Origin of the sequence: Streptomyces sclerotialus, from assembly GCF_040907265.1 — a bacterium.
Lineage (GTDB): Bacteria > Actinomycetota > Actinomycetes > Streptomycetales > Streptomycetaceae > Streptomyces > Streptomyces sclerotialus.
This window is the reverse complement of the sequence record NZ_JBFOHP010000002.1, coordinates 5,720,879-5,737,600: the sequence shown is the minus strand read 5'-3', so window position 1 is coordinate 5,737,600 and position 16,722 is coordinate 5,720,879. Positions and strand designations below refer to the sequence as shown.

The window sequence follows — 16,722 nt, the reverse complement described above, 5'->3', positions numbered from 1 at the left end:
TTCCGGGGCTGCTACTTCTTGACGCCGACGTTGAGGTAGTCGTACTGACCGCTGAAGGCCGAGGTGGACACCAGGTTCGTGGCCTCCGGCGAGCGGTACATCAGCACCTTGAAGTAGGTCAGCGGCACGATCACCGCCTGCTCCATCGTCTTCTTGTCGATCTCGTGGTACGCCTTCTCGCGCGCGGCCTGGTCGGTGTCGGCGATGGCGGTGTCGAGCAGCTTGTTGATCTCCGGGTCGTCCAGCTCCGAGAGGTTGGTGTTACCGGACTGGCTGATCGCCTTGCCGTTCAGGATCTGCTGCAGGTAGCCGTAGCCGGTCGGGAAGTCCGAGCCCCACTGCATCATGATCAGACCGACGTTGTTCTTCTTGTTGAACTTCGGCACACCGGCGTAGTCCGAGAAGTACTTGCTCGTCGGGTACTGCTGGATCTTGGCGTTGATGCCGATCTTCTTCAGCGAGTCGATGACCGTGGTGGCCGCGTCGACCTCGTCCTGGCGGTCCGAGCGGGCGAGGATGGTGGTGTCGACCTTGCCGGCACCGCACTCGCTCCACTTCTTCTTCGCCTCGGTCAGGTCCAGCTTGTCCTTGGCGTCGTACTTCTGCGGGTACAGGTCGAACTTCTGGTACCCGGCGATGTCGGTCGGCAGGACGGTGGAGGCGATGTCACCGCGGATCGGGCCGCCGAGCGAGGTCTGCACGGCCTTCTTGTCGATCGCGTACTGCACCGCCTGGCGGCAGGCCAGCTTGTCGAACGGCTTCACCTTGGTGTTGATCGCCGTGTAGACCAGCCGCTGGCCGAGCGCGTTGTCGGTGTTGGCCTTCTCCGACGGGTCGGTCAGCAGCTGGGCCTGGGTCTGGCCGTCCACGCCGCGCCCGGCGAGGTCGATGTGGGTGTTGCCGGACTTCAGGTCCTTGTCGATGGTCGACTGGGCGACCTTCATCTTCAGGACGATCTTGTCCGGGAGCTGCTTGCGCAGCGGGTCGGTCTTGGCGGACCACTGCGGGTTGCGCTCCAGGACGAGCTGCTTGCCCTCCTGGTAGCTCTTGAACTTGTAGCTGCCGGTGGAGACCACGGACCGGGTGTAGTCCGCGCCCTTGTCCTTGGCCTGCGGCACCGGCGCGGTCTGCGGCGCCGAGACCAGGTAGTCGAACTCCGCGAACGGCTTCTTCAGGTGGAAGACGATCGTGTGGTCGTCCGGCGTCTCGATGGACTTCAGCCCGGCCTTGGACTTGTCCTTGTACGGACCCTTGTACTTGTCCTCGTCCACCAGGAACTGCTGGAAGTAGTTCGGGCCGAGGGAGAGGGTGTCGCGCGCGAAGTTGGAGCGCTCGACCGCGTACTTGACGTCCTGCGAGGTGACTTCCTTGCCGTCCTCGTACTTCACGCCCTTGCGGATCTTGTACGTCCAGGTCTTCCCGCCGTCGGAGGGCTTGCCCATCGACTCGGCGAGGTCCGGGACCAGCTCGTTGCCCTTCTCGCCGGGGGCCGGCTTGAAGGTGGTCAGGGGACGCGCGTAGAGACGGCTGAAGTTGTAGATGAAGGCGTAGTAGGTGTTGCCCGGGTCGAAGGACTCGGGGGCGTCGCTGATCGCGTAGTTGACCGTCCCGCCCTTGGCGTCGGAGGCGTTGACGATGCCCTTGGTGGCGGCGTTCGCCTCGGACGACCCGTTGGCGGAGTCCTTGCCGCCACTGCAGCCGGCCAGCACAAGGCCCGCACTGGATATGGCCGCGATCATCGCGACCGGAACTGACCTTCGCATGATGGTCGGTTTCCCCTTCGTTCGTCGGAAACTTCGGTGGAACTGCCGGGACTGCCCGGGCACTGCCGGAGCGGCTCAGCGGCTGCGCGGGTCCAGCGCGTCCCGCAGGCCGTCACCGAGCAGGTTGAACGCGAGCACGGTGACGAAGATCGCGAGGCCGGGGACGAGCATGTACTGGGGGTCGACCTCGTAGTACTTGACCGCCTGGTTGAGCATCCCGCCCCAGGAGGACTGGGGGGGCTGGATACCGACACCGAGGAAGCTGAGCGCCGCCTCGAAGAGGATGTTGGAGGGGATCAGCAGCGTGGAGTACACCACGATGGGCCCCACCAGGTTCGGCAGCAGCTCCCGGAAGAGGATGAACGGTCCGCGGGCGCCCAGCCCCTTGGCCGCGTCGACGAATTCGCGCTCCCGCAGCGACAGCGTCTGGGCCCGCACGATGCGGCCCATGTACGGCCAGTTGAAGAAGCCGATCACGAAGATCAGGACCGAGATGTGCAGCGGCAGGCCCTCCAGGCCGAAGGCTCCGCCCTGCAGCGAGGCGGAGATGGCGATGGCGAAGAGCAGCAGCGGGAACGCCAGGAAGACGTCCATCATCCGGCTGATCACCGCGTCCACCCGGCCCCGGTAGAAGCCCGCCACCACGCCGAGGACCGTGCCGATCGCCACCGACAGCAGCGTCGCGCCGAACGCCACGATGAGCGAGACCCAGGAGCCCTCCAGGACCCGCGCGAGCAGGTCACGGCCGAACTTGGGGTCCACGCCGAGCGGGTGGTCCGCGCTCATGCCGCCGAAGTCGCCCAGCGGCAGGGTGGTGTTGGGGTCGATCAGCGACTGGTTCGGCTGGTTCGGGTCCAGGCCGAGCAGTGACTGCAGCGGCCGGGAGAGCGCGGCGATGACGATGAGGAGGATGACAACGATGGCACCGGCCACCGCGACCTTGTCGCGCTTGAAGCGCAGCCAGGCGATCTGGCCGAGCGAGCGCCCTACGATCCGCTTGCTCTCGACGCCTTCCAGCACCGCTTCCGGCTGCGCCTCAGCAGCCGCCCCGGTGGTCTCGATCGGTGCGGTCACGGTGCCTTTGACCCCTCTCGGCCGCCCTGTGGCCGGCCCACGCCCGCCGCGTCGGCGGCTCGGTTCACATCACTGGTGTGCACGCCGGCGGACGGTCCGGAGGTCGCTGGAAGCTCATCGGTTTTCGGATGTCCGCGCGACAGTGGTCGAGTTGCTTGTCGCACACAGGGTCTAGACCCCTGCTGCGGGAGTCTTCATCCGAGTCGCGATCAGTCACCAGTCCTGCCGGGGAAAGGATGCGCAACTGTGATGTGCTCCACGGCATTCCGTTATACGGACATCACGGACGGCTGAGCGGTTCGCACACCGGCTCGCGGCGACCCCAACGGCGGTACACACGGGGGCAATTCGGCACAGTACGGCCCACGGAAGGGTGGCGGCACCCACCACGCCACGGGCCGCGCGTGACCTCAGTAGGGGCGGGGGTAACCGTAACCGTACGAGGCGGCCGGGGCGGGTGCGGGGCCGTGCGCCCCACGGTCGAAGAAGGGACGGGAGTAGGCACGCATCCACATGCCGACGGGGTCGTACTCGTCGTCCATGGCCACCGTGGAGACCGGCAGCCCCTCCGGTACCGCGCTGATGGACTGCTGCATCATCAGCCGTACCGACTCCACAGCGGCCCGCCCCGTGTCGTACAGATCCAGGCCGATCGCGAGATAGGGGACGCCGAGCGCGGGCTGCACCCAGGCGCGGCGCAGCGAGCGGACGGCGGGGGTGCGGTGCGCGTTCTGCCCGAGCAGGGCGTAGAACTGCGGGATCTCCACGGCCGGTTCGGTGATTCGCAGGGGACCGGCGGGCAGCCGGTCCAGACCACCGGCGATCCGGCGCAGGTCCAGCCAGGGGATGCCGACGCCGCCGTCGGGCGCGTGCGGGTTCAGCCAGAGGCCCCAGCGGTCGGGGTAGAGCGCGGCGGCGATCTCGGCACCGGGGACGACCTCGTGGGCGCGGGTCCAGCCGCTGGCCGCGAGCTCGGCGGGCGAGGTCACGCAGGGCGCGTAACCGAGCCCGTCGACCTCCATGTTCCCGTACTGCGCATCGGGGGCCCCGGCCTGGCCCTGCCACAGCAGCATCCACACCTGCCCGCCGGACAGCGCCTGCAGCAATGCCTCGTAGGCGTCGTACCGGCCGGGCGAGACCTGCTGCAGCACCTGCTCGACCTGGCCGGCCGCCGCTCCCTGATGCGCACCCGCGCTCACGTGTCCCCGTCCCTTCTCTCGGCGGGCACGTGGGGGCGCCCGCCCGGTCATCCCACCAGCTTACGGGCCGGGTCCGCCGGTGGACGGGGCCCGGGCGGCCCCGCGTGCCGACCGGTCCGGCGCTACACGTGGTCCTGCGTGTAGAACGGCCGCACCCGCTCCAGCATCCAGTCGACGACCGGGTCCTGCGCGATGTCGAGCATGACCAGCTGGACCGGCCAGGGCACCGGCACCGCGCCGAGCGCCCGGCCCAGCGCGGCGAGCGCCACGTCCCGCTGCGTCTGGTCCTGGAAGGCCGCCGCCGGGTCGCTGACCTGCACGCCGACGAACAGGGTGGGTGCGTCGCCCTCTATGTTCGCCAGGCAGCGGCGGGCGGTCGTGACGTGCGGCACGCCGGAGAACTCCAGGCCGGCGGCGGCGAGGAAGTCCACCGGCTCGTCCTGCCAGTCCGGCTCGTACAGCCGCACCCGGCCGCCGGAGGGCAGACCCTCGCGGGGTACGTCACCGCGGCACAGCTCGGCCACGGCGGGCGGCGGCAGCGGGACGCCGACCGTCCCGTCCGGGTTCACCGCTATGCCGATCTTCGGCGGCATGCCGCGGGCGAACTCGCGGGCCGGTGCGACCGTGAACGACATGTGCGCCCCGACGACCCGCAGGAACTCCTGCTCGGAGCTGAAGACGGGAACGTACGCCAGGCCGTCGGGCAGCTCCACCGTGGGCAGGTCCAGGCCGGGCGCGCCGAAGCCCGCGCTCTCGGGGCCGCCGCCCTTGGGCAGCGGCACCCATATCCGGCTGCGGCCGAGGACCTCGACGATCCGGGCACCGGCTCCGGGATGGCCGACCGACGCCGTGAGCACTTCCTCCAGCTCGTTGGCCGGCCAGGCCAACTGGGGAATGCCCTGCTCGGAAATGCCCTGACCGGGGATGCTCTGCTCCGGAATGTCCATGGTCACCCACCCGCTTCGTGCCGCACTGCCTGATCGAAAACCCTAGCGGCCGACGGCGGGAACTTCGCCCCCCGTCCCGGAGCGCGGACGGAGGGCACGGCGGCACGGGACAGGCGCCTCAGCCGAACGCCGTCCGCTCCAGCGCGTCCGCGGCCCGCCGGTCCAGCAGCACCGCCGCCGTGAAGCCCTTCGGCAGCCGTGCCGTCCGGGCCCTGGTGAGCAGCCGGCGCACCGCGCGCCGGTGCCGCGCGAAGGCGTAGCCGGACACGCCGCGGCCCCTGGCCCGCTGCCCGGACAGCGCCACCTCCGGCGGCACGTCGAGCAGCAGCAGGTGCAGCTCGCGGCCGTCCCGGCGGGCGGTGCGCGCGATCCAGCGGCGCACCCAGGCGAGCGTGCCGCAGTCGTGCACGACCACGCTGCCGCCGGAGCGCAGCGCCCGCCACAGGCCGTAGTAGTGCGAGGCCCGCACCAGCGGCCGGATCAGGCCGTACGGCAGCGCACCGAGCCGGCCGGCCTCCCAGCGCTCCCGTACGTCCTGGGAGTCGATGCGGTGGACGGCCGCTCCGGCCCGGTCCAGCGCCGGGACCACGCGGTGCATCAGCGTGCTCTTGCCGCTGCCCGGCAGGCCCGAGACGACCACCAGGCCGCGGGCGGGAAAGTCCAGCTCACGGACGGCCGGCTCCCCTCCCCCCTCTCCCGTGCCGCGCAGGTCCGTCACGGGGGCGCCGCGGCCCGGACGCACCACCGCCTTGGGTGTGCGGGCGCGGCGGGGCACCGCGCCGCGCGCGACCCCTGCCGACGTCGCGCATGCGGCTTGCCTCTGCACCGTGATCGCCCTCCCCGTCCCGTTCATGGCCTCCCCCTACCCGCAGAGTGTCAAGAAAAGGTAATGAGCTTCAAGCGGAGGGCAGGTCGTGGCGGGTTCGCCCCTGGTTCCCCGGGCGGCGCGGGCCGGGACTCCTGTATCCGGCGATCCCGTGCAATGATGTGCGCGCCGGGCGCCGTGACCGACGCCGGCCGCCAACTGCATACCGGCCGCTTGAATCCGCGCGGGAGAGTCCCCGCCAGGCCACGGCGGGGCGCCGAAGGAGCAAGTCCTCCCTTGAATCTCTCAGGCCCCTGTACTGCGCGGACGAGGCAGATCTGAAAAGCGGGCCGCACGCCGGTGCGGCCCCACCCAAGGTGCAAGCCGAGGCCCCGATGGGGGCTGTCGGTGAACCTCTCAGGTTCCGATGACAGATGGGGAGACGTCCGATACGTCCCTGTCGTCCATTCCGGGAGCCCGCAGCATGAGTGAAGCCCGCCCGTCGCCCGCCACCGCCCCAGATGGAGTCGCTTCGCGACGAAGCGCTCGACTCACCGCGCTCGATGCCACCCATCGCGCCCTCGGCGCGACCATGACCGACTTCGCCGGCTGGGACATGCCGCTGCGCTACGGCAGCGAGCGTGACGAGCACGTCGCCGTCCGTACCCGCGCCGGCCTCTTCGACCTCTCCCACATGGGCGAGCTCACCGTCACCGGACCGCAGGCCGCCGACCTGCTGGACTTCGCCCTGGTCGGCAACATCGGCAAGCTGGCCGCGGGCCGGGCCCGGTACACGATGATCTGCCAGGAGGACGGCGGGATCCTGGACGACCTGATCGTCTACCGGCTGGCCGACCAGGAGTACATGGTCGTGGCCAACGCCTCCAACGCCCAGGTCGTGCTGGACGCGCTCACCGCCCGCCAGGCCGGCTTCGACGCCGCCGTACGGGACGACCGGGACGCGTACGCGCTGCTCGCCGTCCAGGGCCCGGAGTCGGCGGGCATCGTGCAGAGCCTGACGGACGCCGACCTGGACGGGCTGAAGTACTACGCGGGGCTGCCCGGCACCGTCGCGGGCGTCTCCGCGCTGATCGCCCGGACCGGCTACACCGGCGAGGACGGCTTCGAGCTGTTCGTCCGCCCCGCCGACGCGGTCGCCCTCTGGGAGGCGCTGACCGAGGCCGGCAAGGACGCGGGGCTGGTCCCCTGCGGCCTGTCCTGCCGCGACACGCTGCGCCTGGAGGCGGGCATGCCGCTGTACGGGAACGAGCTGAGCACCTCGCTGACGCCCTTCGACGCGGGGCTCGGGCGGGTCGTGAAGTTCGAGAAGGCCGGGAACGAGGGCCGCTTCGTGGGCCGCGAGGCGCTGGCGGCCGCCGCCGAGCGGGCCGAGCAGAACCCGCCGCGCAAGCTGGTCGGACTGATCGCCGAGGGCCGCCGGGTGCCACGCGCCGGCTACCCCGTCGTGGACGCCGAGGGCACCGCCATCGGCACCGTCACCTCCGGCGCCCCCTCCCCCACCCTCGGCAAGCCGATCGCGATGGCGTACGTGGACGCGGCGCACGCCGAGCCGGGGACGAAGGGCGTCGCCGTGGACATCCGCGGCAAGCACGAGGCGTACGAGGTGGTCGCGCTGCCCTTCTACAAGCGGGAGAAGTGACCGTACGGCCCGCTGCCGCCAGGAGAAATGGCCGCACGACGGCCGCCCGGCCGGTAGAAGTGACGCAGTCGCGTCTCACCTGTCAAGACCCTCTGCACGATCATTCCCGCGTATCCAGGAGAATCGAACCATGAGCAACCCCCAGCAGCTCCGCTACAGCAAGGAGCACGAGTGGCTGTCGGCCGCCGAGGACGGCGTCTCGACGGTCGGCATCACCGAGCACGCGGCCAACGCGCTCGGTGACGTCGTCTTCGCTCAGCTCCCCGAGGTCGGCGACACCGTCACCGCGGGCGAGTCCTGCGGCGAGCTGGAGTCGACCAAGTCCGTCAGCGATCTCTACTCCCCGGTCGACGGTGAGGTCACCGAGATCAACGAGGACGTCGTGGCCGACCCGTCGCTGGTGAATTCCGCCCCCTTCGAGGGCGGCTGGCTGTTCAAGGTGAAGCTGAGCGGCGAGCCGGAGAACCTGCTCTCCGCCGACGAGTACACCGCCTTCACCGCCGGCTGACCTGCCCACCCGCCGTACGAGGGGCCGTTCCCCCCTCGGAGGCTCCCACCCAGGAAGACTCATGTCGCTTCTGAACAGCTCCCTCCATGAGCTCGACCCCGACGTCGCCGCCGCTGTCGACGCCGAACTCCACCGTCAGCAGTCCACCCTCGAAATGATCGCGTCGGAGAACTTCGCTCCGGCCGCCGTCATGGAGGCCCAGGGCTCGGTCCTCACCAACAAGTACGCCGAGGGCTACCCGGGCCGCCGCTACTACGGCGGCTGCGAGCACGTCGACGTCACCGAGCAGATCGCGATCGACCGGGTCAAGGAGCTGTTCGGCGCCGAGTACGCCAACGTGCAGCCGCACTCCGGCGCCTCCGCGAACCAGGCCGCGCTGTTCGCCATGGCCAAGCCCGGCGACACGATCCTCGGCCTGGACCTGGCGCACGGCGGGCACCTCACCCACGGCATGCGCCTGAACTTCTCCGGCAAGCAGTTCAACGTGGTCCCCTACCACGTCGACAGCGACGGCCTGGTCGACATGGCCGAGGTCGAGCAGCTCGCCAAGGAGCACCGCCCCAAGGTGATCATCGCGGGCTGGTCGGCGTACCCGCGCCAGCTGGACTTCGCGGCGTTCCGGCGGATCGCCGACGAGGTCGAGGCGTACCTGTGGGTCGACATGGCGCACTTCGCCGGCCTGGTCGCGGCGGGCCTGCACCCGAACCCGGTCGAGCACGCCGACATCGTGACCTCCACCACGCACAAGACGCTCGGCGGTCCGCGCGGCGGCATCATCCTCGCCAAGAAGGACTTCGCGAAGAAGCTGAACTCGTCCGTCTTCCCGGGCTTCCAGGGCGGCCCCCTGGAGCACGTGATCGCGGCCAAGGCGGTCTCCTTCAAGGTCGCGGCCTCGGAGGACTTCAAGGAGCGCCAGCAGCGCACCGTCGAGGGCGCCCGGATCCTGGCCGAGCGTCTGACCTCCCCGGACGCGCGTGAGGCGGGCGTCAACGTGCTGTCCGGCGGCACGGACGTGCACCTGGTCCTGGTCGACCTGCGCGACAGCGACCTGGACGGCCAGCAGGCCGAGGACCGCCTCCACGAGGTCGGCATCACCGTCAACCGCAACGCCGTCCCGAACGACCCGCGGCCCCCGATGGTCACCTCGGGTCTGCGGATCGGCACCCCGGCCCTGGCCACCCGCGGCTTCCAGGCCGAGGACTTCCGCGAGGTCGCCGACATCATCGCGCTGGCGCTGAAGCCGGAGTACGACGCGGCCGCCCTGAAGGCCCGCGTCACCGCGCTGGCCGACAAGCACCCGCTCTACCCGGAGCTGGGCAAGTGACGCACTGACGTACGCAGGACCGCGGGCCCGGGGCGCAGCCGTCCCGGGCCCGCGGTCCTGCACGCCGCGCCACGGCCCCGGCGCGGCGCCCGGCCCGTAGGCCGTCCCTCACAACCCACTGGTAACGGTTCTGCTCTGCCCCGTGAGCGCGTTAGGCTCGCCGTGCGGCCGCAGAAACGTCCCGCTTTATCCGGGTCCCCACCGTCCGACCCGGATCGTCCGGCCGGTCCCCCACCCCTGGGCCCGGACCCCATGGCCTGCTCTCGCCCAGCACCACCTCTCGCCACCGAGCAGTCAAAGGAGCCCGCCCCGTGGCCATCTCCGTCTTCGATCTCTTCTCCATCGGCATCGGCCCGTCGTCCTCGCACACGGTCGGCCCGATGCGCGCGGCACGGATGTTCGTCGGCCGCCTCAAGAAGGACGGCCTCCTCGCACAGACCGCCGCCGTACGGGCCGAGCTGTTCGGCTCGCTCGGCGCCACCGGCCACGGCCACGGCACCCCCAAGGCGGTGCTGCTGGGCCTGGAGGGCCACTCCCCGCGCACCGTGGACGTCGAGAAGGCCGACGACATGGTCGAGCGCATCCGCACCACCAAGCGGCTGCGGCTGCTGGACGCCGAGATAGGCGATGCGCACGAGATCGGCTTCGACGAGTCCACCGAGCTGATCCTGCACCGCCGCCGCTCGCTGCCGTACCACGCCAACGGCATGACGCTGTTCGCCTACGACGAGCACGGCGCACCGCTGCTGGAGAAGACCTACTACTCCGTCGGCGGCGGCTTCGTCGTGGACGAGGACGCGGTCGGCGCCGACCGCATCAAGCTCGACGACACCGTGCTGAAGTACCCCTTCCGCACCGGCGACGAACTGCTGCGGCTCTCCCACGACACCGGCCTGTCCATCTCCGCGCTGATGCTGGAGAACGAGAAAGCCTGGCGCACCGAGGAAGAGATCCGCGCTGGACTGCTGGAGATCTGGCAGGTCATGCAGGCCTGCGTGGCCCGCGGCACCAGCCGCGAGGGCATCCTGCCCGGCGGGCTGAAGGTCCGCCGCCGGGCCGCCAACGCCGCCCGCGCACTGCGCGCCGAAGGCGACCCGCAGGCCCGCGCCATGGAGTGGATCACGCTGTACGCGATGGCGGTGAACGAGGAGAACGCCGCCGGCGGCCGGGTGGTGACCGCGCCCACCAACGGCGCGGCCGGCATCATCCCCGCCGTCCTGCACTACTACAGGAACTTCGTGCCCGGCGCGGACGAGGAGGGCGTGATCCGCTTCCTGCTGGCCGCGGGCGCCATCGGCATGCTCTTCAAGGAGAACGCCTCCATTTCCGGCGCCGAGGTCGGCTGCCAGGGCGAGGTGGGCTCGGCCTGCTCGATGGCGGCCGGCGGCCTGGCGGAGGTACTGGGCGGCTCCCCCGAGCAGGTGGAGAACGCCGCGGAGATCGGTATGGAACACAACCTGGGCCTGACCTGCGACCCGGTCGGCGGCCTGGTGCAGATCCCGTGCATCGAGCGCAACGGCATGGCCTCGGTCAAGGCCGTCACCGCCGCCCGCATGGCCCTGCGCGGCGACGGCCGCCACCACGTCTCCCTCGACAAGGTCATCAAGACCATGAAGGACACCGGCGCCGACATGTCCGTGAAGTACAAGGAGACGGCCCGCGGCGGACTCGCGGTCAACATCATCGAGTGCTGACCGGCCTGCCTGGCCACCGGCCCGCATCCCGTCACGCGCCCCGAAACCAACTGTGACTCACGTCACGGAATGGCCCTGGGGGTTCGGGGCAGGCGAGGCTGGTGATTGTCATACCGCTGATCATGCTCGCGTCGCTGGGCGTGCTGGTGGCGCGCTACGCGCCCCGCCCCCCGGCCTGACCCTCCTACCCCCACGACGGGTCCGTTCCCTCCCCGGGAACGGACCCGTTGCCGTTTCTTGCTTGCGCACCCCGGCCCGTACCCCGTATCCGTATTACCGACGGGAACTCCCGTCCACGGAAAGGCGTTTGGTCACCGACGGCACTTGTCACGCAGCGTGCACAGCCGTCGTGCACCGGGGGACGTCGAGGGGAGCGACGAAGCACGGCCAGGAGGCAACTCCACCTTTGAGACCTTGCGTCAGCGGGAATCCCAGCAAGGACCGCAGTGACGCTTGGTGATCGCACGGTTGCGGGAGGATTGCAATGCTGCACGGCGTCGATGTCAGCTCGTACCAGCCCACCTACTCCACCAAGGGCCTCGACTTCGTCTTCATCAAGGCGACCGAGGGCCGCTCCTACATCAATCCGCACCAGAACTCCCAGGCCGCGCGGGCCCGCGAGGCCGGCTGCGTGGTCGGCTTCTACCACTTCCTGTGGCCGGGGAACATCGCGGCGCAGGCCCGGTACTTCGTCGAGAAGTGCGCGTCCAGACTGGGCGACATACTGATCGTCGACTGGGAGCGCACGAGCGCCGGGACGTACGCGAGCAACGCGCAGAAGGATCAGTTCATCCGCGAGGTGAAGGCCCTGCGCCCGCACCGCCACCAGGTACTCCTGTACTGCAACCGCGACTTCTGGCTCAACCACGACACCACGTCCTACGCCGGCGACGGGCTGTGGATAGCCGACTACGTCCGGGCGGGCCACCCGCGGATCAAGGCCAAGTGGCGCTTCCACCAGTACACCGACAACCCCCTCGACAAGAACGTCGGCCAGTTCTCCAGCAAGGCCGCGCTGAAGAAGTGGGCGGACGAAGAATAGAGTTTCCTCGTACGTATGCGCCTGTGCGCCGGTGCCGCCCGCCCCTCCGCACGCCCTGGCGCCACAGCGAGACCACGAGGAGCCACTGTGACCGACCCGGCGTCCATCAGCCTGCAGCAGGAGATCGCCCGGGATCTCCAGGTGTCCGCGTCCTTCGACGCACAGGAGGAGATCGAGCGCCGGGTGGCCTTCCTCACCGAGCGGCTGACGCGCACGGGGCTGCGCTCCCTGGTGCTCGGCATCAGCGGCGGCGTGGACTCCACCACCGCGGGCCGGCTGTGCCAGCTCGCGGTGGAGCGGGCCCGCGAGGCCGGCCATGACGCGGTGTTCTACGCCATGCGGCTGCCCTACGGCGTCCAGGCCGACGAGCACGACGCGCAGCTCGCGCTCTCCTTCATCAAGCCCGACGAGCTGCTCACCGTCGACGTGAAGCCGGCCAGCGACGCGGCCCTGCAGGCGGTCGTGGACTCCGGGGTGCCCTTCCGGGACGCCGCTCACCAGGACTTCGTCCAGGGCAACATCAAGGCACGGCAGCGCATGATCGCCCAGTACGCGGTGGCCGGTGCCCGCGAGGGCCTGGTGGTCGGCACGGACCACGCCGCCGAGGCGGTCTCGGGCTTCTTCACCAAGTTCGGCGACGGCGCGGCGGACCTGGTGCCGCTGACCGGCCTGACCAAGCGGCGGGTGCGCGCGCTGGCCGATGCCCTCGGTGCCCCCTCCGAGCTGGTCTGGAAGGTCCCGACCGCCGACCTGGAGACGCTGTCCCCGGGCAAGGCGGACGAGGAAGCGCTCGGTGTCACGTACGACAACATCGACGACTTCCTGGAGGGGAAGCCGGTCAGCGAGCAGACCTACGAGACGATCGTGCGGCGCTACCGCCTCACGGCGCACAAGCGCGAGCTGCCGATCGCGCCCTGAGACGCAGGGACCGGGGCCGGGCGCGGGCACGGGCGCGCCCGGCCCCCGCCGCCCGGCACGGAGATGTCATGCCCCCGCAAGAGGGGCTTCCGCTCCGCGGTGGTGCATCGTGGCCGACGGCGGGCATGGATCGGCCCATGAGATGCCACGAAGTGCGATCGGAAGATCAACTGTCAGTGGGTGCGCCTACGCTCCGGGGCATGAGTTACGCAGACCTGCGCGAACTCCAGACCGCGCTCACCCTCGCCGCCGACCTCGCCTCGGGCCTGCAGACGGCCCCCAGCCGGCAGGACGCCGACCAGCTCGTCGACGCCCTGCGGCGTGCCCTGTCCGCCGCCGGCTCGCTGAGCTCCGACACCGGCACGGGCGGCAGCCCGACCGGCTGTGCCGCGCACCCGCACGGCGCCGTCGACCCGCTGTACGGCGACCCCGAGGACCCGCTGCCGCCCGGCTACGGCAAGTGCCTGCTCTGCAACGACCGCCGCCGCCGGGCTGATGCCCGTCCGCACCCTCCGCTGCGCCGCAGCGCCTGACCGGCCCGCGCCCTCGGCTCAGCGCACCAGCCCCAGGTCGTACAGCAGCTGGTAGCGGCCGGGGGCGACGGGCAGGAAGGCGTGCAGTCCCGCCGCCAGGAAGACGGACACCCCGCTCACCGCGATGACCGCCCCGGCGAGGAGCAGCGCGGCCAGCCCCGCCGCCCGGTGTGCCCCCTGCGTGGGGATCCGCCGGGCCGTGGTGAGGTGCGAGGTGACCAGCACGGCGCCGATCGCCAGCACGGACGCCTGGAAGAAGAGCCAGGCCCAGACGTCGGGCGGCAGGCCCTGGACGGTGCTGCCGTACAGGCCGCTGTCGTACGCCCCGCCGGCGAGGACCCCGCTGCCGGACGCCCCGGCGCCCCGCTCACCGCCGCCGGGCAGCAGGTACAGCAGCGCCTGCCGCCCCGCCGCCAGCGAACCGGCCGTACAGCCGACGAGCGCGAGCCCCCACCCCATGAGGTAGTCCCGGCGCGGCACCGCGCCCCGCAGCCCCTGCCGGACGATGTGGGCGGCGCCCAGCAGCGCCAGCACCATGAACAGCCGCTGGACGACGCAGAGCGGACACGGCTGTTCCCCGCGGAAGAACTGGAGGTAGAGGCCGCCGCAGAGGACGCCGGTCCAGCCGGTCACGAAGAGACAGGCGAACCAGTACTGTGCGCGGGCGATGATTCCCGGCGGCCCGGGATCCAGCGCGGGAATCGCCGGCGTACCCATCGGCGTACTCATCCGCCCGGTCAGTAGTGCACTCATGAGAAAGAAAACTCCGGTCCAGTCGTTCTGCGGCCCGCCGGCCCGTGCCGGCGGGGCACGGCACGGTTCAGTGCGGAAGACCGAGCACGACGGCGCCGGTGACGTGATGAGCCATCAGCCAGACGACGGCGGCGAACATCACCGACCACACCGCGACCACCACCACCCGGCTCTTCAGACCCACGATGCACAGGAACGTGGCGAAGAGACCGGCGAAGAGGAGGGCGTCCATGGCACGGGAAGGTAGTGGCCGGCCGGCGACATCACGCGTACGCCACGGAAAGTCACCGGCCGCCGCACCGGATATGAGCCGAATGGCCCTACGGCCGGCCCATGCGTGGGATCAGTCCTTCGTCTTCTTGTCCGGACGCAGCGCGATGCGGCCGAGCACCGCGGCGACGGCCAGCGCCGCCACCGCGATCAGCACGGAGTCCGGCACGGCGTCCCCGGTCCTGGCCACCCATTCCTCCAGCCGGAACTCCGCGTCGGTGTCGAGGATTCCGGGCAGCGCACTGGTTCCGTTGAACGCCAGGAAGAGAATCCCGATACCGATGAAGAACAGCCCGGAGACGAGCGAGGTGGTGTGCAGGCGCAGCGGCCCGAGACCGAATTCCCGGCCGCGCAGCCAGCCGCGCCGCCCCAGCTGGAACCGGTCCCAGAGCAGGGCCAGTACGAAGAGCGGCAGCGCCATCCCCAGCGCGTACACGGCGAGCATCGACGCGCCGTACACGGGCGAGCCGCTGACCGCCGTGACCGTCAGCACCGCACCCAGGATGGGCCCCGCGCAGAAGCCGGCGAGCCCGTAGACGCAGCCCAGCAGGAAGGTGGAGACGGCCGAGCGCGGGGTGATCCGCGCCGCGGCGGACTGCGCCCGGCGGGACGCGAAACCCAGGCCCAGGATCTGCAGCACACCCATCGCGATCACCACCCAGCCGCCGACGGCGATCAGCAGGTCGCGATGGCCGTTGAACAGCCGGCTGGCCGCGGTGCTGGCGGCGCCGAGCGGCACCAGCGTGGTCGCCAGGCCCAGGTAGAAGACGCCGGTACGGGCGAGCAGCCGCCCCGGTGTGGCGAGCGAGTACGCGAAGAACGCGGGCAGCAGCAGCGCGCTGCACGGGCTGAGCAGGGCGAGGGCGCCGCCCAGGAAGGCGGCGAGGTAGCCGATGTCGGTCACTTGCCGCCCCCGTTCTCCTTCGCCCGGGCCGCGGCCTCGTCGATGGCCTGCGTGAAGGTGGCGGTCGGCTGGGCGCCCGCGATCGGCTCCCCGTTGACCAGGAACGACGGGGTGGACTGCACGCCGAGCTCGTACCCCTCCTGCTGGTCACGGTCCAGCGCCTCGGCCGCCTCGTCGCTCCTCAGGTCGCGCCGGAAGCGGTCGATGTCCTCGACGCCGCTGTCACGCGCCAGCTCGACGAGCTTGTCCTCGGCGAGCGCGGGGCCCTTGCGGCTCTTGGCGTACAGCGCGTCGTGCAGCTCCCAGAACTTGCCCTGCCGCCCGGCGGCCCAGGACGCGCGGGCCGCCCGCTCGGAGTCCTCGCCGTAGAGGGTGAAGTTGCGGAACTCGATGCGCAGGACGCCCTTGTCGACGTACTTCTCGATCAGTTCGGGCTGGGTCTCGCGGGTGAAGCGGCCGCAGAAGCCGCACTGGTAGTCGGCGTACTCGACCAGCACGACCGGCGCGTCGGTACGGCCGACGGCCAGCGCGTCGCCCTTCTCCCGGCGCGAGGTCTTCCCGGCGATGTCGTCGTACATCTGCCGGCGGCCGTCGGGGTCCCCCTCCGGGACGGAGGCGGCGGGGCCGGGCTCGGCGGACGTGCGGCCGCCGTCACCCTCGACGGCCGTGCCGACCGCGATGCCGATGGCGACGAGGCCGACGATGAGGGCGAGGATCGCGCCGACGGCCGCGAGGCGGCGGCCCGGCGAAGCGGATGCGGACATAGGTGTGCTCCTGGTGTACGGATGCGGATACGGAGGGACTGCGACCGGCGCGCGCGGGCGCCCGGGCCACCGGGGTGGCGGGGGCACCGGCGCGCGGGCGGCGCTATATCCGCAGTACGGGCAGGAGGGCGCAGGGATCGGTGGCGGGCGCTGGGCCGGTGGGCGGCCGGGCGAGCGCGCAGCACGCGGGGGCGTGGCCGAGGTACGGGACGGGCGCGGCCGCCGGGGCGGCGAGCGGCTCCCCGCGGTGCGTGGCGGGTGCGGGCGCGCTCTCGCCGGAGCCGGGCGCGTCGTGCTGCGAGCACCTCTTGGGGGCGGACGTGGCGACGGGCGCGGGGTCCGGGACGGCGGTCAGCAGGTGGCCGTCCGCCGTCGCGTGCGGGGCGGTGACCGGGTGCTGCGGGGCCGCCGCTGCCGGTGCGGCGCCGCCCGTCCGGCACAGCAGCGGCGCGAAGACCACCGCCAGGAGGACCAGCAGCGTCCAGGCCGCCGAGCGGTGCGTACGCCCTGTCGCTCGCATACGGCCGCTCCCTCCCCGGTGTCCGGTGCCGCCCAGGGGCGAGC

17 protein-coding genes and 1 riboswitch are annotated in these 16,722 nt (G+C 71.2%); of the genes, 7 read left to right on the top strand and 10 right to left on the bottom strand.

What is annotated here, in order from left to right:
* Nucleotides 1-11: 11 nt before the first annotated feature.
* From AAC944_RS25490 to AAC944_RS25470, 5 genes are all read right to left on the bottom strand, one after another.
* A complete protein-coding gene (locus tag AAC944_RS25490; protein ID WP_030623743.1) occupies nt 12-1,763 on the bottom strand; it encodes an ABC transporter substrate-binding protein in 1,752 nt (583 codons plus the stop codon).
* Nucleotides 1,764-1,838: 75 nt separating this feature from the next.
* Nucleotides 1,839-2,837, bottom strand: coding sequence for an ABC transporter permease (locus tag AAC944_RS25485; RefSeq protein WP_030623741.1), 999 nt, complete (start codon nt 2,835-2,837; stop codon nt 1,839-1,841).
* A gap of 410 nt (nt 2,838-3,247) precedes the next feature.
* Nucleotides 3,248-4,036, bottom strand: coding sequence for an enhanced serine sensitivity protein SseB C-terminal domain-containing protein (locus tag AAC944_RS25480; protein WP_030623739.1), 789 nt, complete (start codon nt 4,034-4,036; stop codon nt 3,248-3,250).
* 122 nt (nt 4,037-4,158) lie between these two features.
* Nucleotides 4,159-4,983 (bottom strand): enhanced serine sensitivity protein SseB, encoded by an 825-nt coding sequence (locus AAC944_RS25475; protein ID WP_030623737.1) that lies wholly within the window; start codon nt 4,981-4,983, stop codon nt 4,159-4,161.
* 118 nt (nt 4,984-5,101) lie between these two features.
* Nucleotides 5,102-5,836, bottom strand: coding sequence for an AAA family ATPase (locus AAC944_RS25470; RefSeq protein WP_051872389.1), 735 nt, complete (start codon nt 5,834-5,836; stop codon nt 5,102-5,104).
* 187 nt (nt 5,837-6,023) lie between these two features.
* A riboswitch (glycine riboswitch) is annotated at nt 6,024-6,120 on the top strand.
* Between the two features lie 152 nt (nt 6,121-6,272).
* Between AAC944_RS25470 and gcvT the strand changes: the two genes are divergently transcribed.
* The 7 genes from gcvT to AAC944_RS25435 all read left to right on the top strand — a co-directional run bounded on the left by gcvT (nt 6,273) and on the right by AAC944_RS25435 (nt 13,467).
* The gene (gene gcvT / locus AAC944_RS25465; protein WP_051872388.1) at nt 6,273-7,448 is read left to right on the top strand and encodes a glycine cleavage system aminomethyltransferase GcvT; all 1,176 of its coding nucleotides are present in this window, start codon (nt 6,273-6,275) and stop codon (nt 7,446-7,448) included.
* 130 nt (nt 7,449-7,578) lie between these two features.
* The gene (gcvH, locus tag AAC944_RS25460) at nt 7,579-7,956 is read left to right on the top strand and encodes a glycine cleavage system protein GcvH (protein ID WP_030623730.1); all 378 of its coding nucleotides are present in this window, start codon (nt 7,579-7,581) and stop codon (nt 7,954-7,956) included.
* Between the two features lie 61 nt (nt 7,957-8,017).
* Complete coding sequence (glyA, locus tag AAC944_RS25455; RefSeq protein ID WP_368396450.1) at nt 8,018-9,280, top strand: serine hydroxymethyltransferase; 1,263 nt, start codon at nt 8,018-8,020, stop codon at nt 9,278-9,280.
* 311 nt (nt 9,281-9,591) lie between these two features.
* Complete coding sequence (locus AAC944_RS25450) at nt 9,592-10,974, top strand: L-serine ammonia-lyase (RefSeq protein ID WP_368396449.1); 1,383 nt, start codon at nt 9,592-9,594, stop codon at nt 10,972-10,974.
* Between the two features lie 484 nt (nt 10,975-11,458).
* On the top strand, nt 11,459-12,016 hold the full coding sequence (locus AAC944_RS25445) for a GH25 family lysozyme (RefSeq protein WP_030621394.1): 558 nt from the start codon (nt 11,459-11,461) through the stop codon (nt 12,014-12,016).
* Nucleotides 12,017-12,103: 87 nt separating this feature from the next.
* Nucleotides 12,104-12,934: an NAD(+) synthase gene (gene nadE, locus AAC944_RS25440; protein WP_030621391.1), complete on the top strand. Its 831-nt coding sequence runs from the start codon at nt 12,104-12,106 to the stop codon at nt 12,932-12,934.
* A 200-nt stretch (nt 12,935-13,134) separates the two neighbouring features.
* Nucleotides 13,135-13,467 (top strand): hypothetical protein, encoded by a 333-nt coding sequence (locus AAC944_RS25435; RefSeq protein WP_030621389.1) that lies wholly within the window; start codon nt 13,135-13,137, stop codon nt 13,465-13,467.
* A gap of 18 nt (nt 13,468-13,485) precedes the next feature.
* Here the strand turns inward: AAC944_RS25435 and AAC944_RS25430 are convergent, their stop codons facing one another.
* The 5 genes from AAC944_RS25430 to AAC944_RS25410 all read right to left on the bottom strand — a co-directional run bounded on the left by AAC944_RS25430 (nt 13,486) and on the right by AAC944_RS25410 (nt 16,678).
* Complete coding sequence (locus AAC944_RS25430) at nt 13,486-14,220, bottom strand: disulfide bond formation protein B (protein WP_368396448.1); 735 nt, start codon at nt 14,218-14,220, stop codon at nt 13,486-13,488.
* Nucleotides 14,221-14,287: 67 nt separating this feature from the next.
* Nucleotides 14,288-14,452 (bottom strand): DUF5993 family protein, encoded by a 165-nt coding sequence (locus AAC944_RS25425; RefSeq protein WP_196943211.1) that lies wholly within the window; start codon nt 14,450-14,452, stop codon nt 14,288-14,290.
* Nucleotides 14,453-14,563: 111 nt separating this feature from the next.
* Complete coding sequence (locus AAC944_RS25420; protein WP_030621386.1) at nt 14,564-15,394, bottom strand: cytochrome c biogenesis CcdA family protein; 831 nt, start codon at nt 15,392-15,394, stop codon at nt 14,564-14,566.
* Nucleotides 15,391-16,158: a DsbA family protein gene (locus tag AAC944_RS25415; protein ID WP_030621385.1), complete on the bottom strand. Its 768-nt coding sequence runs from the start codon at nt 16,156-16,158 to the stop codon at nt 15,391-15,393. Before AAC944_RS25415 ends, AAC944_RS25420 begins: the two co-directional genes overlap by 4 nt.
* A gap of 103 nt (nt 16,159-16,261) precedes the next feature.
* Nucleotides 16,262-16,678 carry a hypothetical protein gene (locus AAC944_RS25410; RefSeq protein WP_030621382.1) on the bottom strand — a complete coding sequence of 139 codons (417 nt, stop codon included), beginning with the start codon at nt 16,676-16,678 and terminating at the stop codon, nt 16,262-16,264.
* Between the last annotated feature and the right edge of the window lie 44 nt (nt 16,679-16,722).